This window comes from Sphingomonas sp. AP28 (genome assembly GCF_056680455.1).
Genome location: NZ_CM155283.1, coordinates 4,051,867 through 4,073,469, shown reverse-complemented (window position 1 = coordinate 4,073,469; position 21,603 = coordinate 4,051,867). Strand labels below are relative to the sequence as shown.

The window sequence follows — 21,603 nt, the reverse complement described above, 5'->3', positions numbered from 1 at the left end:
ACATAGGACGGCTTGGTTTCACAAAAATTAACCTCAGACACAGCCGATTAGGCCACCGACCGGCATTACGACGGTGTCGCGGCCGGGGCGGTCGATCCGTAGCGTCGCGGACGTCACGGTCGCGCCGGCGGAGATGTCGGCGCGGACCGCGACCGCCATGTCGAGCGTCGCGGTCACGTCGCCGCCGCGATATTGCGTGACGCCGCCGAAGCCGAAGCCGATCGCGGGCGACTGGGTCGTCATCGCATAGTCGGTGGTCTTGCCGTCGATCGCGAGGCGGATCTGCGCGGGGTCGGCGGTGGCCATCGCGACGAGCTGCCGGCCGGCATCCATGCTCCAGAGATACGCGGCGCATCCCTTGGCGGGGAGCTTCTGCTGGCCGATCGCGCCGAGGGGACCCGGACCTGGATTGGCAGCTGGCGCAGGCGTCGCGGCTTGCAGCGCGAGCATAAGAGCGAGCGATATCATGTCGTCAGGCCTATCATGAACAGCCACGCGGGATAAGCCGCGATCGCCAGCAACGCGCCGAACGGAAGCGCGGTGTCCGCCGCCATGCTCCTCCCCTTGAGGTGCGCGGCGAGGACGACGCCGAGCCCGATCATGCTCGCGATGAGCAGGACGGCGGGCAACATCTGCCACCCGAGCCATAGGCCGATCGCGCCGAACAGCTTGGGATCGCCGCCGCCCATCCCGTCGCGATCGCGTATGCGTCGGTAGCCGAACGCGACCAGCCACAGCGTGCCGAACCCGACGAGACCGCCGATCAATCGTTCCTGAAGCGGTGGGTCGATACCGAGCGCCGCGCCGACGAGTCCGGTCGCAGCAAGAAGGATCGTCAGTCGATCAGGCAGCCAGAATGCGACGAGGTCCAGGCTTGCTAACGCGAGCAACAGCCATCCGAAAACCGCGCCTGCTATGCCGACCGTCCCCGGTGCGACGATCCCCGCTGCCAAGCCGATCGCCAACCCCGCCAACTCGATCCGCCAATGCACCGGACTGATCGCTACGCCGCACCCTTTGCACCGGCCGTGCAGGACGAGCGCACTCAACAGCGGTACCAGCTCGACCGCGCGGAGTGTCCGCCCGCAGCCATCGCACGCCGAGCGCCCCTGCATCACCGATCGCCCGTCGGGCCAGCGCGTCACCAGCGCCGCGACGAAGCTGCCGATGATCGCCCCGAGCACGCCCAGCAGCACCGCCCAGAACGCAGCCTCAGACACCTGTTTTCCGCACTAGGTAGCGATACACGCCGAGGAGGTTGATCCCGAACAACACGATGTTCTGCGTGCCCAGCGCCCAGTCCCCGGTCAAGGCCGCACCGCTCAGCCACGCAATCGACGAGCCGACGAACAGCACGAACCCCCACCCCGTCACGCGTCGCCCGAAGTCGAGCGACACCATGAAGGCGGCGATCACCCCCGACCCTGCTGCACACCATTTGAGCGTCGTGATGAGTGTTTCCATGACGCGAGGTCTAGGCGCATCCCGCGGTGCTTTGTATTGCCGCACATCAACCCCAGATACCGGGGCAGAAGAATATATGGAGAGTGAAGTGGCCGTCGATCGAGATCCCATCGTCATCCTGTCCTTCGCGCGTACGCCGATGGGATCGTTCCAGGGCGCGCTTGCCGGCGCGACCGCGACGCAGCTGGGCGCTGATGCGGTGCGTGGTGCGGTCGAGCGCTCGGGCGTTTCGGCGGCCGAGATCGAGCGGATCTACATGGGCTGCGTGCTGCCTGCCGGGCTCGGCCAGGCGCCGGCGCGGCAGGCGGCGATCAATGCCGGGCTTGGCGATCACGTCGAGGCGACGACGGTCAACAAGATGTGCGGATCGGGGATGCAGGCGGCGATCCTGGCCGCCGATGCGCTCGCGGCCGGCTCGGTCGACCTGCTGGTCGCGGGCGGCATGGAGAGCATGACCAATGCGCCGTACCTCTCGAAGAGCCACCGTGGCGGGGCGCGGATCGGGCATGACCGGATGTACGACCATATGTATCTCGACGGGCTCGAGGATGCCTACGAACCCGGCAAGCTGATGGGCAACTTCGCCGAGGATACCGCGCACGAATACCAGTTCACGCGCAAGCAGATGGACGATTACGCGATCGAGTCGCTCCACCGCGCGCAGGCCGCGCAGAAGTCCGGCGCATTCGACCGCGAGATCGTCTCCGTCGATATTGCAGGCCGCAAGGGCAGGACCACAGTCTCGCTAGACGAGCAGCCGGCGAAGGGTGACGTCGCCAAGATCCCGACGCTGAAGCCCGCCTTCTCGAAGGACGGCACGATCACCGCCGCCAACGCCTCGTCGATCTCCGACGGCGCGGCGGCCTTGGTGATGACGCGCGCAAGCGTTGCCGAGCGGCTTGGGCTCACGCCGATCGCGCGCGTTGTGGCGCATGCCGCACATGCGCACGCTCCTGCCCTGTTCACGACCGCGCCGGTGTTCGCGATGCGGAAGGCGATGGAAAAGGCCGGCTGGTCGGCATCGGACATCGACCTGTTCGAGGTCAACGAAGCCTTCGCCGTCGTCGCGATGATCGCAATGCGCGACCTCGGGCTACCGCATGACAAGGTGAACATCCACGGCGGCGCGTGCGCGCTCGGTCATCCGATCGGCGCTAGCGGCGCAAGGATCCTCGCGACGCTGCTATCGGCGCTCGAAACCAGAGGTCAGAAGCGCGGGCTAGCCTCGCTCTGCATCGGCGGTGGCGAAGCGACCGCGATGGCAGTGGAACTGATGAACTGATCCGCTGACTTCCCCCCTCCCTGAAAGGGAGGGGCCGGGGGTGGGTTGCCCTCCGCATCTCTCTAGCGCAGTCTGGAAAGATGGCCCGTATCCCTCCCGAGATGACGCGGCGCGCTCGGGAGTTTCGCAATCATCCGACCGATGCGGAGATCGCGATCTGGCACAAGGTGGCGTATTATCGGCCGCGGTTTACGCGGCAACTGGTGGTGGAGCGGTTTATCGTCGACTTGGCGTGCCGGGAGGTGCGGTTGGCAGTGGAGTTCGACGGCAGCCAACACATCGACTCGGTTCGCGATGTTGCTCGCACCCGAAAGTTGGAAGCGCTGGGGTGGACGGTGATCCGGTTCTGGAACTCGGACATTGCGAGTAATCCAGACGGTGTGGCGGAAACGGTCTTGGCAAAGGTCATCGACCTCCAGCGGCCAACCCACCCCCACCCCCTCCCTTCCAGGGATGGGAGCTAGAAGGGTAGTTCGCTACCGAAACCCGACCACCCTTCCCTTCTTACCCCCCTCCCTGAAAGGGAGGGGCTGGGGGTGGGGGTGGGTCGGCTTCCGCATCACGCGACGCCGCCGATAAAACAGCCCTCTCAACCCTTACGGCAAGACCTCGCCAGCCTCGACACCCCAGAGACCACCGATCTGCACGAATCCCGCCTGCCCCTTCACATCCATCCGGCACCAGCCATTGCCGCACCGGCTCAGCCGCCCGACCACCCCCGGCGCCGCGCGCCACAGCAGCCGGCTCCCCGCATTGGGCTTCTCCCGCAGCTCCACCGGCCCACCGCCATGCACGATCGCAGTCCGCGTACCGCTCAGCAAGTTCGCCTGCATCCACCCCTCGGTCCCGTCGGGATCGGCGACCTTGCGCCATTCCTTGAAGATCGCGACCACCTTGATCGGCAAATCCTGGCGCTGATACAGCCAGCTTGCGGGATAGGTCCGTGCCGGTCCGGTTCGCATCCGCGCGCGCGACGCCGAGATCGACGCGTAATAGGGCACGCTCTTCTTCGTAGCGTCGGCAGCCGCCACCGGGTCGGGCACCAGCGCGGCGGCAACAAGAGCAGAAAGCGCGGCGGCGAGAATGCGCATGGTCATGTCCTAATGGCGAGCCGAACTCCTATCGCGACGAGCCACTTTCCTCAACCGAAGTTGACGTCGCGACGTTGACGGGCACGAGCGCCTTCGCCAAGCCGGTCGCATGATCGACACACGCCGCTGTCCGAACCCCAAGGTCGTCGTCACCCGCGAGCTGGCCGATACGCTGATGGATCGGATGGAGGCGCTGTTCGACACGCAGAACAACCGCGCCGATGTGAAGCTCGACCGCGACCAGCTCGCCGCGGCAATGGCCGATTGCGACGTGTTTGTGCCGACCGTGACCGACGATATCGACGCGGCGCTCATTGCAGGCGCGGGCGACCGGCTGAAGCTGATCGCGAACTACGGTGCCGGCGTGAACCACATCGACCTGAAGGCGGCGCGCGCGCGCGGGATTATCGTGACGAACACGCCGGGAGTGCTCACCGAGGACACCGCCGACATGACGATGGCGCTGATCCTGTCGGTGCCGCGCCGCTTGGCCGAGGGGGAGAAGCTGGTGCGGTCGGGCCAGTGGAATGGCTGGAGCCCGGGCGGGATGCTCGGCCACCGGATCGGCGGCAAGGCACTCGGGATTGTCGGGATGGGTCGGATCGGCCAGGCGGTCGCGCTCAGGGCGCGCGCGTTCGGGCTGACGATCCATTATCATAACCGCACCCGCCTGCCCGCGGTCCGCGAGGCGCAGCTGGCCGCCACCTTTCATGCATCGCTCGACGACATGCTCGGGGCGGTCGACATCGTCACGATCCACACGCCGCTGAACCCGGACAGCCGCAACCTGATCGATGCCCGCCGGATCGCGCTTATGCGCCCGCATGTGTACCTCATCAACGCGGCGCGTGGCGGGATCGTCGACGAGGTGGCGCTGGTCGAGGCGCTGGAGACCGGACGGCTGGCCGGCGCGGGGCTCGATGTCTGGGCGCACGAGCCGGTGATCGATCCGCGCCTGCTCGCGTTGCCCAACGTCGTGATGCTCCCGCATATGGGGTCCGCCACGCTCGAAGGCCGGATGGCATCGGGCGAGCGCGTGATCCAGAATATCCGGATGTGGGCCGATGGCCACCGTCCGCCGGACCAAGTGCTCGACGGCTGGATCTGATCCCGCCAACACAATCTGCATCAATAGTTCGGAACCGATGCCGCGATGCAGCATTTGTTGGATACCCCCGGAGAGACAGGAGTATCCAAGATGAAGAAGTTTGCCGTTTCCGCCCTGCTGGTCGCATCCGCCGTCTCCATGAGCGCGTGCTCGACGCTCAAGGGCGCCGGCATCGGTGCAGCCGGTGGCGCAGGCGTCGCCGCCGCGACCGGTGGTAGCGTCGAAAAGGGTGCGGCCGTTGGTGGCGCTGGTGGCGCGGTCGTCGGCACCGTCGCCGACTGATCGGGCCGGACACCACGCAAAATGGCGGCGTCTATACAGTCCGCCCTTGTTTCGTTTGCCAGGTAATTCTCCCCCGCCAAGGGGAGGTGGCGCTGAAGGTGACGAAGGGGGAGGCACGCGAAACGTCGGTTCCGTGTCCTCCCCCTCCGTCAGGTAAGTATCTGCCACCTCCCCCTGGCGGGGGAGGATTACAACGGACTCTAGACCGCGCGCATCCAGTGCGTTCGCGCGACGTTCCCGGTCAGCACTTTCGACCCAAACGCCTTGATGATCTTCGCGGCATCGGCACTGTTCATCAGCACGACGCGCGTGCCACCTGATGGCAGCGTCTCGATGGCGCTGATGATCGCGTCATGCTTTTTGCACATCGCAACGACCTGAGGCTGTTCGACGCTGACGTTCACCGCGCGCGAGATCGGCACGACCGTGTCGGTGCTGGTCGTCACGATGCGGTCCCTGATGGCGCGAGGGTAGAGGAGATCGTCATGCGGCATTCCCGGCTCGGAGCGGGAGCGCAAAGCATCTCTCAGTCGCAGCCTGCCCGTACGAAGCGCCGCGATGGCTCGGCTATGCGCGCTATCGCCCCGAACGGCAATGGCGCGGCACGCTTTCGCTATGCTCGCACCCGCAGCAAAGCGAGACCGAACCCGACGAAGATCGCACCCGTTACGCGATCGAACGTGCACCGCAACGCCGGGCGTGTCAGATAGCGCGCGAGCGTCCGCCCACCGGCTGCATACACGCCGTACCAGAAGCTCTCGACCAAGGCGAAAGTCACCACCAGGATCGCGAACTGCGGCGCCTGCGGTGAAGCGCGGTCGACGAACTGCGGCAGGAACGCGGCGGCGAACAGCAGCAGTTTCGGATTGCTGATCCCGATTACGAACCCGCCGCGAAACAGGCGTCGCGCCGATACCGTCGGGGGGAGTGCCACCGGCGCCGTATCGTCGCCGACGTCGATCAGAGACCCCGCCCCGCGCCACGCCTTGATCCCCAGGAATATGAGGTACGCGACGCCGGCATAGCGCAGCGCGTCGAACACTCTCGGCCAGGCCGCGAGCAACGCGGATACGCCCGCCGCGGACGCCGCCAGCACAAGCACCAGTGCGGTCAGGCACCCCGCCATCGCCGCAACGCTGCGCCGCGCGCCAAAGGCGATGCTGCGCGTCATGACGTGCAGCATGTTGGGTCCTGGCGTCCCGCATAATAGGAACACCGCGACTACGAACAACCACCAGGCGTGTAGCGTCATTGTTGTTCTTACCTGCTGATCCCACCGGGAAGGAAAGCGAATCGTCGGCAATTCCGAAGCTTTGGCTCAGGACCTCAGCAAACTCAAACTGTCGGTCTTGACGGTGTCGGCCGCCGCCGCACCTCCCCGGCGGAGGCCGGGGTCCAGTTGGGAGACGCTGCTACGTGATGCAGCGCTCCGTTACCGCGACCTTTCCAACTGGACCCCGGCCTCCGCCGGGGAGGCGCTTTAATCGATCTGAATACTTACCCGACCTACTTTGGCACCCGCGGAATCGTGATCCAGAGCCCTCGGTCGGCCAGTATCGAGGATGCCGGACCGAAAGGTGCGGCGTGATGGAAAGGGCTCAATCGCCCGTCAAAATCCGATCGACCAACTGACCGACGCTCGGCACGAAGCCGTTCGAGTAGAACGGGTCCTTCTTGAAGTTATACGCCGCATGGCCTGCGAACATCAGGTTCTGGTCGATGTCGCCGCCATGCGCGATGTCCTGCAGCGTCTTCTGGATGCAGAAGCTGCGCGGATCGGCGAGGCGTCCGGTCGAGTTGGTCTCGGTATCCGCCCAGCTCGAGAACGAGCATTGCGACAGGCAGCCCATGCAGTCGGCCTGGTCCTTGCGGATCATGCCCTTTTCCGTCGGGCTGACGAACACCAGCGTGTTGTCGGGCGTCTTGAGCGCGTCGGTATAGCCCTCGCCGAACCACTGCCGCGCGCGCAGCAGGTCGTTGCGCGTGACCCAGAAGTTCTTGCCCTTCACCCCCACGTCGAGCTGGAACACATGGTCGCCAGCCTCCTGCGTCGAGAATGCGATCTGGCGTTCGGAGCGAGCCTCCAGCGAGCGCAGGAACGGGTTGCGCACGGCGGACGAATAGAATCCGGTCGGCGAGAATTTGTGCAGCAGCACGTCGCCTTCCTCGATCTGCGTCAACGCGTCCTTCCAGCCCTGCGGGATCGGGCTCTCGCGCGTCAGCAAGGGCCGCGTGCCGAACTGGAAGGCGATCGTGCCGAGCTCGGGGTTGTCGATCCAGTCGTTCCAGTCGCGCAGATACCAGACGCCGCCCGCCATCACGATCGGCACGTCGTCCGAGATGCCGCCTTCGCGCATCACGTCGCGCAGTTCCTTCACGCGCGGATACGGGTCCTGCGGCTTCAACGGGTCCTCGGCATTCGACAGGCCGTTATGCCCGCCCGCGAGCCACGGATCCTCGTACACCACCGCAGCAAGCCACTCGGCCGCCTTCGAATACGCCCGCTTCCACAGAGCGCGGAAGGCGCGACCGGAGCTGACGATCGGCAGGTAGCTGACGCCGTAGGACGCGGTGATCTCGGACAGCTTGTACGGCATGCCTGCACCGCAGGTAACGCCAGCGACCTTGCCGCGCGTGCGTTCGAGAACACCGTGCAGGATCCGCTGCGCGCCGCCCATTTCCCACAACACGTTGATGTTGATCGCGCCCTTGCCGTCGGCGATCTCGTACGCCCGCTCGACTTGTTGGACCGCGCCCTCGATCGCGTACTGGACGAGTTCCTCGTGGCGGTCGCGTCGCGTCAACGCCGCATAGACCTGCGGGATGATCTTGCCCTCGGGATCGTAGCTGTCGGCGTTCACTGCCGAGACCGTGCCGATGCCCCCGGCTGCAGCCCAGGCGCCGGCCGACGCGTGGTTGGTCGCGGCAACGCCCTTGCCGCCCTCAACCAGAGGCCAGACTTCCCGACCGTTATAGACGATAGGCTTCAGGCCCTTGAACACGACGTCACCTCTCCCGGAAAATACGGCCCCCTATATCGCAAGGACGCAGCGCGCGAGCAATATTACGACCTAGGTTAGCGCACCCGGACGGTTCAGGGCATCTTCGTACAGCGCGCGATAGCGAGCGATCATAACCTCTTCGTCGAATTCTGCCCGCGCCTTGGCCTGGTTCGCGGCACCGACCGAGGCGCGCAAGGCGGGATCGGCGACCAGCGCCTGCAACGCATCGCGCAACCGAACCTCGTTGGCGATCTCGGTCACGAACGGCAAATTTTCGGGCGAGACCATCCGCGTGATGTCGCCAACCGGATAGCTTGCGATCGGCAAGCCCGCAGCCATCGCCTCGACCACCGAGATCGGAAACTGCTCGCTCCGCGACGACACCGCGAGCATGTCGAAATGGCCGATGTAGCGGTAGGGGCGATCCAAGAATCCCGGCAGCACCAATTTGTCCGCCATCCCCATCGCGGCGGCGGCCTGGATAATGTTCGCGCGCTCCGGCCCTTCGCCGACGATCACGAGACGTATGCGACCCGACACGCCGCCGACCGCGCGAACGAGGGCGGTAAGGTCCTTCACCTCGCGCAGACCCGCAAGCGCGCCGATCACGACTTCCTTGGCGTTGGGCGTGAACCCCGGGATCGCCTTCGGCTCGGGCTTCTGCGCATAATAGGCGGTGCCGATCCCGTTGACGATCCGGTGCACGCGGTCGCGCGGCTGCTTCCAGGTCTTCAGCGCGATGCCTTCGAGCACCTCGGACGGCACCGCCAACGCATGCGCAGCGCCCAGCGCCAGCCGCCGATAGATGTTGCGCTCGATCTTGAGCCCGCTAGCCTCGTCCGCGTTGAAGCCATCCTCGTGATGCACCAGCGGCGGCGAACCCTTCGCGAACGCGCGCCGCGCCATCGCCCCGTCGATCGCACCCCAATTATACGTCAGCACGAGATCGAACCGCCGCATATACTGCGCGATCGCCTCGTAGCGCTTGACCGAAGGCTTGCCCGTCAGCGGCGGCGGGTTCTGGGCGATCTCGTAGCGCACCCCCTTTGCGATCGAGTCCCGCGCACTCAAGGCGTCTGGCACGCCCGACACGATGGTATGTTTCGCGCGATCCCCGAACGCATTCATCAACCGGACCGCCCGCGCCTCCTTGCCGCCGAGATCGAACGAGGAGTGGAGGTGGAGAATGTTCACGGGAGTGGCCATGCCGCGGGGGATGCCGATTTCTCCCTTGTCTTTCAAGGGTGTCATCCGTCCCTCAGGTCTGAGTGTCCGGCGCTAGATCGTCATCGAGTTGTCGCGCGACTATGACCTTTGTCGACCGCTTCACGAAATCGACCTCTATTCGTCGTGACAAGATCAAGCACCTTCATCGAATGAATTCGTTTCGGACTTTGACACTATCGATACGGATCAAGATCCTCAATCTTTGCCTAGTCTCCATGCATATTCGTTAGTCCCAGGAAAATAACTCAGTAAGTATACTGGTCATGGCTAATTGAGATTTCAATACCAAAGCGATTGATAGCATCCTCGAAAGAGCGCGTGAAGATGCCTCGGCAGTTAAACTGTCCGTCATAAATCAGGATACGGATATTTCCTCTGGCGGAAAGCTCGTCTTCGGCACGACGTGGGGCGTGCCTACCGGGATCAAGGTCAGCGTATCGATCGCCGGCAGAACCATCGTGCAGCAGACGTTCGGCTTCTGTTGAACCGAGAGGGCCGGTCGACGCGCAAACACGTGCGTCGACCGGCCTTTTTCACGCCGCGAACACGTCCTTGCCGATATGCGTGATCCGGCACGCCAGATCAGCCTCGCCGCTTGCGACGACGTAGAAGTCGCCTGCATCCGCGATCCCGGTCGTGAAGACGACATTGTCCAGGTACATGCTGTCCTTCAACGGCTCGGTCAGCGTGGGGTTTGGTTCCAGCAGCGCCGTATGCTCGGTCGCGACGGTGATCGCGGGGTCGTCCTTGTCGAGGATCGACCAGTACGTCCGGTAGATCCCGACCACGCCCGATGGCTCGACACCGTGCCATAGCGTCAGCCAGCCGCGATCGGTCAGTATCGGCGGCGAGCCACCCCCCATTCGCGCCGTCGAGACGGTGGCGGCGTGCGGCCGGATACCGGGCTTGTCGTGCGGCTTCCAGTGCAGCGCGTCGGGCGAGCGCGACAAGTTGATCGACGGTCCTGCACGCCATTCGCTGCCCGGCGGATACGCGAAATACAGGTCGCCGAGCGGCCGCGTCTGTGCCCAATATTGCCCGTCGATCAGCCCTTCGAAGATCAGCATGTCCTTGTTCTGGTGATCGAGCACGATCCCCTCGAGCTGCCAGTCGAGCGCGTCGTCGGACGAGTACAGCGTCGTCGAATGGCGTTCCGGACTTACGGAGCATGTGGTCATCAGGTAGCGGTCACCGACCTTCGAGATCCGCGCATCCTCGACGCCGTAGCATTGGTACGAGGTGCGCGGCGCGATCGCCTTGTCGTAATGCACCGCGACCACCGTGCGCCCCTCGGCATCGAGTTCGACCGGGAGCAGCCATGACAGCGACGTCAGCGCCATCACCTTCCACCCGCCCCCGGGGATCAGGAATTTACGCGGATCCTTGGTATCGACCATCTGCAATGGCCACGCATCGAGCAGGTATGCGCCGTCCTGCCAGCGGATCGCGTGGACGTTGCCGTTCTTGATCGGCTGCCGCAGCGCCTCGGCGACGCGCACCATCAGCAACAGATTGCCGTTCGCCAGCCGCGTCATCCCCGGATTGAACGCACCGAGCACATAGGTTTCGGCACCGACCTTCCCCGCCAGCGGCGAGCGCGACAGGTCGATGTCGGCAGGGGTGAAGACGAGCTGGTCGAACATGCTATTCTCCTTGGTGAGTATGCCATGTTCCCCCGCGAAAGCGGGGGCCCAGGGTCATGAATGCCGCCCTATGGTATCCTGGGTTCCAGCCTTCGCGGGAGAACTAGAAGGGAAGATCATTCCCCCTCAAGCGCCCGGGGGACAATCACTATCTGCTGGATTACCGATCGCGTCGGCTGTGTAAGCAGGAACTCGACCCCCGCCGCGATGTCCTCGCCGCGCAGCATCTGCTCCGCCTCGATCATCTGACGCTGCTTGTCGTCGGGCACGTCCGGATACTGCATGTCCGACCCAACCTTGCCCGGCTCGACCAGCGAAACCCGGATCCCCTTCGGTCCTAGTTCGCGCCGCAACGCCTCCGAAAACCCCGCGATGCCCGACTTGATCCCGGCATACACCGTTGAGCTTGGCCCAAGGATATGCGCGCTGAGCGAGCCGATGATGACCATGTCGCCGATCGTCGTCATCCGGTTTGCGGCATGATGCGCGCTGAGCAGATAGGCGGTAAAGTCGACCGCGATCGCATAGCGGAGCTCGTCCTCGCTCATCTGCGTCAGGCCACCGGCCGCTACCGCGGCGTTGATGACGGTGATGTCGAACCCGCCGAGATACGCCTCGCCCGCGTCGAAGAACGCGCGGACCTTATCGGGATCGGCCAGTTCGGTGATCATCCCGTCACCTTCGCCGACCTGGCGGATGTGCGCGAGCGCGTCCTGCAGATAGCGCTCGTCGCGCCCACAGACGTAAACCTTGGCGCCGTTCGCCGCGAGCATGACCGCGATCGCCCGGCCGATCCCGGTCGTGCCCCCGGTAATGATCGCGCGACGGCCCTTCAGCGGGCGGGCAGTCGTGTGGAGGTCGGCGCGTTCGGTCATCGAGTTTCCCGGCTTGTCAGTAAGGTCGACGCCAAACGCGCAGTCCCAGCCGGATGTCCCTAAGCGCGGATCGCCGCCCCCTCAAGCGCGCGCGCCAGCAACCGGTCGATCGGCTCCTGCAGCATCGTCTCGCTCAATGTCGGCGCGTGGCCGACGCCCGGCACCGTCACCAGTTCCGCCTGATCGAGCGATGCCGCCATCCGCTCCGCCGTCGCCGCCGAGAGCAGGTCGGAGCGCCCGCCCCGGACAATCAGCGTCGGCACGTCGCGGAGCGAGCCCAGCGCTTGCCACATGTCAGGCCCCGCCTCGTTCCCCGGCACGCGGAACGGCTCGGCGATCTTCAGATCATAGTCGAGCACGATCCGCCCAGAACTGTTGAGCCGGTACAGCCGCTTGGCCATCGCCAACCAGTCCTCGATCTGCCAGTCGGGATAAACGTCGGCGTTGTTCTCCGAAACGCAGCGTGCTGCATGCATCCAGGTCGGGAAAACGCTCGCCTTGCCGACATAGCCGCGGATTCGCGACAGCCCCTGCGCATCGATCTCCGGGCCGACGTCGTTGAGCAACGCCGCCATCATCCGGCCGCGTGAAGGGCCCGCCATCAGCATCGTCACGATTCCGCCGAGCGACGTGCCGAACGCGATATACCGATCGATACCTTGGTCGGTCAGCAACGCCTCGACGTCCTGCACGTAGGTCAGCGGGACATAGGACATCGGGTCCTTCGCGTAGGCGCTCTCGCCCCGCCCGCGAAAATCGACCGCGATCAGCCGCCAGCGCCCCGCGAGCCTCGCTGCCAGCGCATCGAAATCGCGCGCATTACGCGTCAGCCCCGCCATGCAAATGATCGGTGGCTGGCCTTCTGCGCCGCCCGGATAGTCCCTCGCGTGGAGTCTCAGCCCGTCGTTGGACCACCAATAGAGGTTTTCGTAAGCGGCCATGGTTGCGTCCTTCGGGTAGCGGCCACCATATCGCCGCATGCCTATCTCCCCGCAAGCCTATCGCCCCGAAGCAAAGCTCCTCGACCTCGGCGATGGCTTCTTTGATCCCGTCGCGCCCGCCGACTTCCCCGAGACGCGTACCCGTTTCCGCAACGATCGCGCCGCCGCGCAAATTGGAGTCGACACGCTCACCGACGACGAATGGACGCGCCATTTCGGCCGGTTCGAGCCCCTCCCCGGCACGCTGCCCCAGCCGTTCGCGCTCCGCTACCACGGCCACCAGTTCCGCAACTATAACCCCGATCTTGGCGACGGTCGCGGCTTTACCTTTGCGCAGATGCGGGATGACCTTGGCCGGTTGATGGACCTCGGCACCAAGGGATCGGGCCAGACCCCGTGGAGCCGCGCCGGTGACGGCCGCCTCACGCTCAAGGGCGGTGTCCGCGAGATCCTCGCGACGGAGATGCTCGAAGCGCTGAACGTCCCCACCTCGCGCACGCTGTCGCTGATCGAGACCGGCGAAGAACTTCAACGTGGCGATGAGCCTAGCCCGACGCGCTCGGCGGTCCTCGTCCGCCTCAACCACAGCCACGTCCGAATCGGCAGCTTCCAGCGCCTCGCCTACGAACGCGACGAAGCGGGATTGCGCAAGCTCGTCGGCTATGCGCTGCGCAACCTCTACGACGAGGACAGCGAGGATCCGGTCCGCCTGCTCGACCTCGTCGTCGGCCGCACCGCCCGCCTCGCCGCACGCTATATGGCGGCAGGCTTCGTCCACGGCGTGCTCAATTCGGACAACATCAACGTCACCGGCGAGAGCTTCGACTACGGCCCGTGGCGGTTCGCCCCGACCTGGGACCCGGCCCTCACCGCCGCCTATTTCGACCACCAGGGGCTCTACGCGTTCGGCCGTCAGCCCGAGGCGATCCACTGGGACGTGATGCAGCTAGCGGTCGCCCTGCGCCAGATCGCCGAGAGCGACCCGCTGGTGGCGGCGCTCGACCAGTTCGGTCCGCGCTACCAACCCGAGGTCACGCAGGCGATCCTCTGGCGCCTCGGCGTTTGCCCGCGCGATCCCGATACCGACCGCGACCTCGTCCAGGCCACCGAACGTGCGCTCCGCACCTCCGGCGTCGGGATCGACCGGTTCTTCTTCGACGCGTTCGGTGGGGAGTTGCCCGGCACCTACGACGAACCCTGGACCGAAGTCCGCGCCGCACTCGCGTCCTACGAACCCCGGAAAGACCGCTCGCACCCGTATTGGTCGGGCGAGCCCTGCAGCATGCTCATCGACGAGGTCGAAGCGATTTGGGCCCCGATCGCCGAACACGATGACTGGACAGCACTAAATGCAAAACTGGCCGTGATCCGCAGGATGAGCCAGGCACTAGCCGATTAATTAGAATCAAACCCGATTTGGGGCAAGAGCACGCCATGTCCGAAGAGATCATCTCCCACGAACCGGCCACCGGCGCTATCCTCTGGCGCCATCCGGTCGGCGACGTCGATGCCGAAGTCGCCTGCGCGCGTGCCGGGTGGTCGAGCTGGGCGTCGAAACCACTCGCCTTCCGGATCGAGACGATGCGGCGTTTCGCGAACATCGTCCGCCAGCGCAACGACGCGTTCACCGACCTGATCGCGCGCGAAACCGGCAAGCCGATCTGGGAAGCGCGCGGCGAGGTCGAGACGGTCATCGCCAAGGTCGACATCTCGGTCAGCGCCTATGCCGATCGCACCGCGCAGCGCCGCCTCGAAGCGACGATGGGCTCGCGGATCGCCGTCCGCCACAAGCCGCACGGCGTGCTGGCGGTGCTCGGGCCGTATAATTTCCCCGCGCATCTGCCCAACGGCCACATCGTCCCCGCGCTGATCGCGGGCAACGCGGTCGTCTTCAAGCCGTCGGAAAAGACCCCGGCGGTCGGTGCGTTTCTGGTCGAATGCTTCCGCGCCGCCGGCGTACCGCCCGAGTGCATTCGTTTAGTCATCGGCGGCCCCAACGAGGGTAAGGCGCTCGCCGCGCACCCCGATATCGACGGGCTGCTGTTCACCGGCTCGGCGCGCACCGGCCTCGCGCTCAATCGCGCGTTCGCCGACAAGCCCGAGAAGATTCTTGCGCTCGAGATGGGCGGCAACAACCCGATCGTCGTCTGGGACACACCGGACCTTCACACCGCCGCAATCCTTATCATCCAGTCGGCCTTCACCACCGCCGGCCAGCGGTGCACCGCGGCGCGTCGGCTGATCGTCGACACCAAGCTCTACGACCCGCTGATCGCGACCGTCGACAAGATGGTCGGCCGGATCATCGTCGGCGAACCGCACGCCAACCCCGCCCCGTTCATGGGCCCGGTGATCGACAACGAAGCCGCCGAGCAACTCAGCGAGAGCTTTGTCGAACTGCTCACGCGCGGCGGCCGCCCGATCCGCCATCTCGAACGCCCGGTCGCGGACCTGCCGTTCCTGAAACCCGCGCTGATCGACGTCACCGATATCGCCGACCGCCCCGATATCGAGCTGTTCGGCCCGATCCTGCAAGTCGTCCGCGTCGACGATTTCGACGCCGCGATCGCCGAGGCCAACAACACCCGCTACGGCCTGTCCGCCTCGCTGATCAGCCAGACGCCCGCGCTCTACGACCGCTTCTGGGCGAACATCCGCGCCGGCATCGTCAACTGGAACAAGCCGACCAACGGCGCCTCGAGCGGCGCGCCGTTCGGCGGGATCGGCTGGTCGGGCAACCACCGTCCGAGCGCCTATTACGCCGCTGATTACTGCGCCTACCCGGTCGTCAGCAGCGAATCCGAAAGCGCGCGTGCGTCGATCGGGATCGGCCTAGCCGACGGCTGAGACCTTCGATCCTCCCCCGCCAGGGGGAGGTGGCTGGCCCTTGCCAAACAGAGGGGGCGGTAAGAGACGACTTTGGTTCCGTGTCCTCCCCCTCCGTCGCTGCGCGCCACCTCCCCCTGGCGGGTGAGGATCGTCCGGTTCGCCGACAGCCACCTTGATCTACTCAGCGCAAAAGCAATCCTACCTCCCGCCAAAGCATCATTCGGTTGCGGCGCAGCTCGCGGCCGCCCATCTCCGGTCGCATGGCAAGCCTCCTAGACCCCACCGCCCGCGGGCGCGTCATCCTCGTCGGGGCGGGCCCGGGCGATCCCGGCCTCCTGACCGTCCGCGCGGTCGAGGCGCTGAAGACCGCCGACGTCGTCGTCCACGACGGCCTGATCGACCCGCGCGTGCTCGATATCGCGCCGGCTTCGGCACAGCGCATTTCGGTCGCCAAGCAGCGCGCGCGCCACACGCTGCCGCAGGAGGCGATCAACGCGCTGATCATCGCGCACGTGAAGACCGGCGCGATCGTCATCCGGCTCAAGGGTGGCGACCCGTTCGTGTTCGGCCGCGGCGGCGAGGAGGTCGAGGCGGTTCGCGCTGCGGGTCTCCCCGTCGAAGTGATTCCTGGCGTCTCGGCCGCACTCGGCTGCGCTGCCGAGGCGATGCTGCCGCTGACGCACCGCGATCATTCGAGCGCGGTCAGCTTCGTCGCGGGCCAGTGCAAGGGTTTGACCGAGCAGGACTGGTCGGGGCTCGCCGGCCAGGGCCGCACGCTCGTGATCTACATGGGCATTGCCACCGCAACCGACATTGCTGACAAACTCATGGCCGACGGCGTCGCTCCCGACATGCCTGTCGCGGTGCTTGAGCGTGGTACGTTGCAGGGGTCGCGCGCGATCCGCACGCTGCTCGCCGATCTCGGCCCGATGGTCACGCGCGAGGCGGTCAAAAGCCCTGCGATCATCGTCGTCGGAGAAGTCGTCGAACTGTCGGACGCCGAAGACAAACTCGCCCGCTGGGCCCGCGTAGCAGAGGACGCCGCCGCATGAAGCTGTTGACCGGAAACGACCTTCCCACCGGCGACGTCGTCTGGTGGACCGGAAATGGCTGGTCGCGCCACATCGAGGACGCGTCCGATGTCGGCGTCGCGGGTGAAGCCATCCTTCAGGCGGAGGAAGGCGCACGCCGCGTCAACGTCCCCTATCTGATCGAGGCGACGCAGACCGACGAAGGCCCCCGCCCCGCCCACATCAAGGACCGGATTCGCGCTTTGGGCCCGACGATGCGGCCCGACCTGACCCTCAAACCCGCCGACCCCAATGCCGGCAGCTGGGTAATCTGATATGTATAAATACGACGAATACGACCAGGCGATCGTCGACCAGCGCGTCGACGAGTTCCGCGATCAGGTCCGCCGCCGCCTCTCGGGGGAGCTGACCGAGGACCAGTTCAAGCCGCTGAGGCTGATGAACGGGCTGTACCTCCAGCTGCATGCGTACATGCTGCGCGTCGCGGTGCCGTACGGAACGCTCGACGGCCGCCAGATGCGGATGCTCGGCCACATCGCGCGGAAGTATGATCGCGGCTACGGCCACTTTACCACGCGGCAGAACATCCAGTTCAACTGGATCCAGCTCGATCAGACCCCGGACATCCTCCAGGAGCTGGCGACGGTCGAGATGCATGCCATCCAGACCAGCGGCAACTGCATCCGCAACATCAGCTCCGACCAGTTCGCCGGCGCCGCCGCGGACGAGGTCGCCGACCCGCGCCCCTGGGCCGAGCTGATCCGCCAATGGTCGACGTTCCACCCCGAATTCACCTACCTCCCGCGCAAATTCAAGATTTGCGTGATCGCGGCGGATGAGGATCGCGCGGCGATGCGGCTGCACGATATCGGCATCGGGCTGCACGTCCGTGACGGCGAACTCGGCGCCAAGATCTTCGTCGGCGGCGGCATGGGCCGTACGCCGATGATCAGCCACGAAATCCGCGACTTCGTCCCCGCCGACGACCTGATGAGCTATCTCGAGGCGTGCCTGCGCGTCTACAATCGCTACGGTCGTCGCGACAACATCTACAAGGCACGGATCAAGATCCTGCTCCACGAGATCGGTCCCGACGAATATCGCCGCCAGGTCGAGGAGGAGTTCGCCGCGGTTAAGGGGCTCGGACTCGATCCACCGCGCGCGGAACTGGAGCGCATCACGAGCCACTTCGGCGCGCCTGCGTTCGACACGGACGCTGGCACGGTCATCGATCGCAGCGATCCTGATTTCGCCGTCTGGCTTGACCAGAACGTCCGCCCCCACAAGCAGGATGGTTACGCTATCGTAACGATCAGCTTGAAGCCGGTCGGCGGCATTCCTGGAGACGCCTCGGCCGACCAGATCGACGTCATGGCCGACCTAGCCGAGCGCTACAGCTTCGACGAACTGCGCGTCACGCACGCCCAGAACATCGTCCTGCCACACGTTCATAGGCGTAACCTTCATAACCTTTGGACCGCTTTGAACGCAGCCGGCCTCGCCGAAGCCAATCTCGACCTGATCAGCGACATCATCGCCTGCCCCGGTCTCGATTATTGCAGCCTCGCCAATGCCCGCTCGATCCCGCTCGCACAAAAGATCGCGACCCGCTTCGGCAGTCTCGACCGCCAGCGCGACTTGGGCGAACTGAAGCTCAAGATTAGCGGCTGCATCAACGCGTGTGGGCATCACCATGCCGGCCACATCGGCATCCTTGGCGTCGACAAGAAGGGCACCGAGAATTACCAGCTCTCGCTCGGTGGCTCGGGCGCGGAGGATGTGAGCCTCGCGAAGATCACCGGGCCCGGCTTCTCGGAGGACGGCGTGGTCGACGCGATCGAGCGCGTCACCGACCGGTATCTGCAGGTCCGCGACCCCGGTGAGCGCTTCCTCGACACCTACCGCCGCGTCGGCTTCGAGACGTTCAAGGAGGCGATCTATGGTTGAGTATCCGGACCAGACGCTGCTTCGCTTCCGCGACGACGAGCCGCATGACGAGCCCGCGGTGACGCTCGATTCGTTCATCGGCCAGAGCAACGCGGCCGCCGTGCGCCTGGAAGCGGGCGACGATGCGCGCGCGCTGTTGCCGCAGATCGACCAGCTCGCGCTGATCGAGGTGAGCTTCCCCGGCTACCGCGACGGGCGTGGCTATTCGTCCGCGCGAATCCTGCGCGAGGCGGGCTATACCGGTGAATTGCGCGCGCAGGGCGACGTGCTGGTCGACCAGATCCCGCTGATGCGGCGCTGCGGGTTCGACAGCTTCGCACCCCAGGCGCCGATCGATATCGACGTGCTGCGTGCGAGCCTCGAGCGCTACGATACGCCGTACCAGAAGGCGGCGGACGGCGCGGTGCCAGTGTGGAAGCTGCGCCATGGGTGAGCCCGCGCGCCAACTCGACATGATCGACGTCACGCCGGCGTTCACGCGCGCCGATGCGATGGCGATGCAGGAGCGGTTCGAAGGCGTCTCCGCGCAGGAGATGCTGTTCGAACTGCTGGTCGGCGAATTGCGCGGGCGGATCGCGGCGGTGTCGTCGTTCGGGGCTGAGTCGGCGGTACTGCTCCACATGGTCGCGCAGGTCGATGTCGACGTGCCGGTGGTGTTCACGAATACGCAGAAGATGTTCGGCGAGACGCTGGCGTACCGTGACGAGTTGGCGGAGAGGCTGGGGTTCACAGACCTGCGCGTGTTCCGGCCGGATCCGCGGTTGCTGGCGATCAAGGACAAGACGGGGTTGCGGTGGTCCTACGATCCCGATGGCTGTTGCGATCTGCGCAAGGTGGAGCCGTTGCGGCGGGCGTTGGCGCCGTTCGATGCGTGGATTTCGGGGCGGAAGGGGTTCCAGTCCGGCACCCGTACCGCGCTCCCCCGCTTCGAAGAGGACGAGGGCCGGTTGAAGATCAACCCGCTCGCGGATTGGGACAAGGAGAAGCTCGACGCGTATTTCGCGGAGCATGAGTTGCCGCGGCATCCGCTCGAGGCTCAGGGGTATCTGTCAATTGGGTGTGCGCCGTGCACGACCAAGGTCGCCCCCGGCGAAGACCCGCGCGCAGGCCGCTGGCGCAGTTTCGACAAGGTCGAATGCGGCATCCACGCGCCGACCGATTACGACCCGATGATTTGACGTCGCGGTCCCTCGCCCCTCCGGGGAGAGGGAGGGAGGAGCCGCTTGGCGACGGAAGGGAGAGGGGTAGTTGGGATGCGACGTCCCGAGCCTCACTCCCCTCTCCCTTCCCACGGCAAGAGCCGCGGGCCCCTTCCCTCTCCCCGAAGGGGCGAGGGACCTCTGAGACTCAATACTCGGCTAGATCCGAGAACTTCGTGATCGTCGGATCGAACTTCATCCGGACCTTCCCGGTCGCGCCGTGGCGCTGCTTCGCGATGATCAGTTCCGCCAAGCCATACACCCGCTCCATCTCCGCCGCCCACGAAGCATGGTCCTCGAAAATCTTCGAACTATCCCCTTCCGCCGGCCGCTTGGGCTCCTTCGACGCGACGTAATAATCCTCGCGGTATACGAACCAGACCATGTCGGCGTCCTGCTCGATCGACCCCGACTCGCGAAGATCCGACAGCATCGGCGTCTTGTCCTCACGGCTTTCCACTGCACGCGACAGCTGCGACAGCGCCAGAACAGGGACGTTGAGGTCCTTCGCCAAGGTCTTCAGCCCGCGCGAAATCTCGGAGATTTCCTGGACGCGGTTGCCGTCCTTGCTCTTGCCCGACCCCGACAGCAGCTGAAGGTAGTCGACCACCACCAGCCCGATCTCGTTGTTATGCCGGCGCTGCAACCGGCGTACGCGCGTATGTAGCGCGCCGATAGAGAGACCACCGGTATCGTCGATGAACAGCGGCAAATTCTCCAGCTCCGCCGCGGCGGCGGCAAGCTGTGCGAACTCGGTGCGGCTGATCTTACCCATGCGGAGCGATTCGGAACTGATCTGCGACTGCTCGGCAAGAATACGCGTCGCGAGCTGATCGGCGGACATTTCCAGCGAGAAGAACGCGACCTTCGCGCCGACCGAGTCCTTGGGCGCGATCCCGTCGGCCATGTCGCGCATCCAGCGCCGCGCCGCGTTGAACGCAATGTTGGTGGCGAGCGAGGTCTTGCCCATGCCCGGACGGCCGGCGAGAATCATGAGATCACTGTGGTGCATGCCGCCGATCTTGGCGTTGATCGAATCGATGCCCGTCGTGACGCCCGATAGATTGCCGCCCGAATTCAGCGCGCGCTCGGCCATCTTAACCGCCGCGGTGGTCGCCTGCGCGAACGACTTCACCGTATTCTCGGAGCCGCCGTCGGCCGCAACCTTGAACAGCTCCTCCTCGGCCAGCTCGATCTGCGCGCGCGGATTGACCTCCTCGGAGGTGTCCATCGCGCGATCGACCAGTGTCCGCCCGACCGACACGAGCGCACGGAGCATGGCGAGGTCGTAAATCTGTTGCGCGAACTGGCGCGCGCCGATCAGGCCTGCGCCGCTGCCGGTCAGGCCGGCCAGATACGCCGGTCCGCCAAGCTCGCGCATGCCCTCATCCGCATCGAACATCGGCCGCAGCGTCACCGGCGTCACCAGCATGTCGTTGCCGCGCAGCGTCTTGATCGCGGCGAAGATGCGTCCGTGGACGGGTTCGAAGAAATGCCCCGGTTCGAGCTTGTCGACGAGGTCGTCCGCGAGCCGGTTGTCGATCATCATCGCGCCGAGCATCGCGGCCTCGGCCTCGACGTTGCGGGGAAGCTGCTGTGGTTCGGGGACCGCGGGAACGGGGAATGCGAGAGTTGCCATCCCCTGCACCTACGCGATGGACGGGTCCTCGTCCAAGCTATCG

23 protein-coding genes are annotated in these 21,603 nt (G+C 65.5%); 11 read left to right on the top strand and 12 right to left on the bottom strand.

The window, feature by feature from the left end; translation table 11 throughout:
* Positions 1 to 33: 33 nt before the first annotated feature.
* From AC1MH0_RS18935 to AC1MH0_RS18925, 3 genes are read right to left on the bottom strand one after another with little or no spacing between them, the layout of a single operon-like run.
* Positions 34 to 468, bottom strand: a complete 435-nt coding sequence (locus AC1MH0_RS18935; RefSeq protein WP_480964042.1) for a hypothetical protein — start codon at positions 466 to 468, stop codon at positions 34 to 36.
* Positions 465 to 1,220 carry a prepilin peptidase gene (locus tag AC1MH0_RS18930; protein ID WP_480964041.1) on the bottom strand — a complete coding sequence of 252 codons (756 nt, stop codon included), beginning with the start codon at positions 1,218 to 1,220 and terminating at the stop codon, positions 465 to 467. Before AC1MH0_RS18930 ends, AC1MH0_RS18935 begins: the two co-directional genes overlap by 4 nt.
* Positions 1,213 to 1,464, bottom strand: coding sequence for a hypothetical protein (locus tag AC1MH0_RS18925; protein WP_165895429.1), 252 nt, complete (start codon positions 1,462 to 1,464; stop codon positions 1,213 to 1,215). The genes AC1MH0_RS18930 and AC1MH0_RS18925 overlap by 8 nt, the downstream gene beginning before the upstream one ends.
* 88 nt (positions 1,465 to 1,552) lie before the next feature.
* Here AC1MH0_RS18925 and AC1MH0_RS18920 point away from each other — a divergent pair, with 88 nt between their 5' ends.
* Both AC1MH0_RS18920 and AC1MH0_RS18915 read left to right on the top strand, forming a co-directional pair.
* Positions 1,553 to 2,746, top strand: a complete 1,194-nt coding sequence (locus AC1MH0_RS18920) for an acetyl-CoA C-acyltransferase (protein WP_480964040.1) — start codon at positions 1,553 to 1,555, stop codon at positions 2,744 to 2,746.
* Positions 2,747 to 2,826: 80 nt separating this feature from the next.
* Positions 2,827 to 3,210 (top strand): endonuclease domain-containing protein, encoded by a 384-nt coding sequence (locus AC1MH0_RS18915; RefSeq protein ID WP_480964039.1) that lies wholly within the window; start codon positions 2,827 to 2,829, stop codon positions 3,208 to 3,210.
* Between the two features lie 132 nt (positions 3,211 to 3,342).
* Here the strand turns inward: AC1MH0_RS18915 and AC1MH0_RS18910 are convergent, their stop codons facing one another.
* Positions 3,343 to 3,843, bottom strand: coding sequence for an SH3 domain-containing protein (locus tag AC1MH0_RS18910; protein ID WP_480964038.1), 501 nt, complete (start codon positions 3,841 to 3,843; stop codon positions 3,343 to 3,345).
* A 103-nt stretch (positions 3,844 to 3,946) separates the two neighbouring features.
* Here AC1MH0_RS18910 and AC1MH0_RS18905 point away from each other — a divergent pair, with 103 nt between their 5' ends.
* The gene (locus tag AC1MH0_RS18905) at positions 3,947 to 4,945 is read left to right on the top strand and encodes a 2-hydroxyacid dehydrogenase (protein ID WP_480964037.1); all 999 of its coding nucleotides are present in this window, start codon (positions 3,947 to 3,949) and stop codon (positions 4,943 to 4,945) included.
* 90 nt (positions 4,946 to 5,035) lie between these two features.
* Positions 5,036 to 5,227, top strand: a complete 192-nt coding sequence (locus tag AC1MH0_RS18900) for a hypothetical protein (protein WP_093399163.1) — start codon at positions 5,036 to 5,038, stop codon at positions 5,225 to 5,227.
* 200 nt (positions 5,228 to 5,427) lie between these two features.
* On the opposite strand, the gene AC1MH0_RS18895 is transcribed toward AC1MH0_RS18900, so the two are convergent.
* From AC1MH0_RS18895 to AC1MH0_RS18865, 7 genes are all read right to left on the bottom strand, one after another.
* Positions 5,428 to 5,673, bottom strand: a complete 246-nt coding sequence (locus AC1MH0_RS18895) for a hypothetical protein (RefSeq protein WP_480964036.1) — start codon at positions 5,671 to 5,673, stop codon at positions 5,428 to 5,430.
* Between the two features lie 167 nt (positions 5,674 to 5,840).
* Positions 5,841 to 6,479, bottom strand: a complete 639-nt coding sequence (locus tag AC1MH0_RS18890) for a LysE family translocator (protein WP_480964035.1) — start codon at positions 6,477 to 6,479, stop codon at positions 5,841 to 5,843.
* Between the two features lie 346 nt (positions 6,480 to 6,825).
* On the bottom strand, positions 6,826 to 8,229 hold the full coding sequence (locus AC1MH0_RS18885; RefSeq protein WP_056063082.1) for an NAD(P)H-dependent flavin oxidoreductase: 1,404 nt from the start codon (positions 8,227 to 8,229) through the stop codon (positions 6,826 to 6,828).
* Between the two features lie 69 nt (positions 8,230 to 8,298).
* On the bottom strand, positions 8,299 to 9,435 hold the full coding sequence (locus tag AC1MH0_RS18880; protein ID WP_480964034.1) for a glycosyltransferase: 1,137 nt from the start codon (positions 9,433 to 9,435) through the stop codon (positions 8,299 to 8,301).
* Positions 9,436 to 9,989: 554 nt separating this feature from the next.
* Entirely contained in the window at positions 9,990 to 11,099 is a 1,110-nt protein-coding gene (locus tag AC1MH0_RS18875) for a glycoside hydrolase family 130 protein (protein ID WP_480964033.1), read from the bottom strand.
* 116 nt (positions 11,100 to 11,215) lie between these two features.
* Positions 11,216 to 11,974 carry an SDR family oxidoreductase gene (locus AC1MH0_RS18870; protein WP_480964032.1) on the bottom strand — a complete coding sequence of 253 codons (759 nt, stop codon included), beginning with the start codon at positions 11,972 to 11,974 and terminating at the stop codon, positions 11,216 to 11,218.
* 59 nt (positions 11,975 to 12,033) lie between these two features.
* A complete protein-coding gene (locus tag AC1MH0_RS18865; RefSeq protein ID WP_480964031.1) occupies positions 12,034 to 12,915 on the bottom strand; it encodes an alpha/beta fold hydrolase in 882 nt (293 codons plus the stop codon).
* 37 nt (positions 12,916 to 12,952) lie between these two features.
* On the opposite strand from AC1MH0_RS18865, the gene AC1MH0_RS18860 reads away from it, so the two are divergent.
* From AC1MH0_RS18860 to AC1MH0_RS18830, 7 genes are all read left to right on the top strand, one after another.
* Positions 12,953 to 14,314 carry a protein adenylyltransferase SelO family protein gene (locus tag AC1MH0_RS18860; protein WP_480964030.1) on the top strand — a complete coding sequence of 454 codons (1,362 nt, stop codon included), beginning with the start codon at positions 12,953 to 12,955 and terminating at the stop codon, positions 14,312 to 14,314.
* 35 nt (positions 14,315 to 14,349) lie between these two features.
* Complete coding sequence (gene astD, locus AC1MH0_RS18855) at positions 14,350 to 15,762, top strand: succinylglutamate-semialdehyde dehydrogenase (protein WP_480964029.1); 1,413 nt, start codon at positions 14,350 to 14,352, stop codon at positions 15,760 to 15,762.
* A 242-nt stretch (positions 15,763 to 16,004) separates the two neighbouring features.
* Positions 16,005 to 16,796, top strand: coding sequence for a uroporphyrinogen-III C-methyltransferase (cobA, locus tag AC1MH0_RS18850; RefSeq protein ID WP_480964028.1), 792 nt, complete (start codon positions 16,005 to 16,007; stop codon positions 16,794 to 16,796).
* Complete coding sequence (locus tag AC1MH0_RS18845; protein WP_480964027.1) at positions 16,793 to 17,089, top strand: DUF2849 domain-containing protein; 297 nt, start codon at positions 16,793 to 16,795, stop codon at positions 17,087 to 17,089. Before cobA ends, AC1MH0_RS18845 begins: the two co-directional genes overlap by 4 nt.
* Before the next feature lies 1 nt (position 17,090).
* Positions 17,091 to 18,722 (top strand): nitrite/sulfite reductase, encoded by a 1,632-nt coding sequence (locus AC1MH0_RS18840; protein WP_480964026.1) that lies wholly within the window; start codon positions 17,091 to 17,093, stop codon positions 18,720 to 18,722.
* A complete protein-coding gene (locus tag AC1MH0_RS18835; protein WP_056050673.1) occupies positions 18,715 to 19,155 on the top strand; it encodes a DUF934 domain-containing protein in 441 nt (146 codons plus the stop codon). The genes AC1MH0_RS18840 and AC1MH0_RS18835 overlap by 8 nt, the downstream gene beginning before the upstream one ends.
* On the top strand, positions 19,148 to 19,900 hold the full coding sequence (locus AC1MH0_RS18830) for a phosphoadenylyl-sulfate reductase (protein ID WP_480964025.1): 753 nt from the start codon (positions 19,148 to 19,150) through the stop codon (positions 19,898 to 19,900). Before AC1MH0_RS18835 ends, AC1MH0_RS18830 begins: the two co-directional genes overlap by 8 nt.
* A 169-nt stretch (positions 19,901 to 20,069) precedes the next feature.
* On the opposite strand, the gene AC1MH0_RS18825 is transcribed toward AC1MH0_RS18830, so the two are convergent.
* A complete protein-coding gene (locus AC1MH0_RS18825) occupies positions 20,070 to 21,560 on the bottom strand; it encodes a replicative DNA helicase (RefSeq protein WP_056050676.1) in 1,491 nt (496 codons plus the stop codon).
* Positions 21,561 to 21,603: the final 43 nt, after the last annotated feature.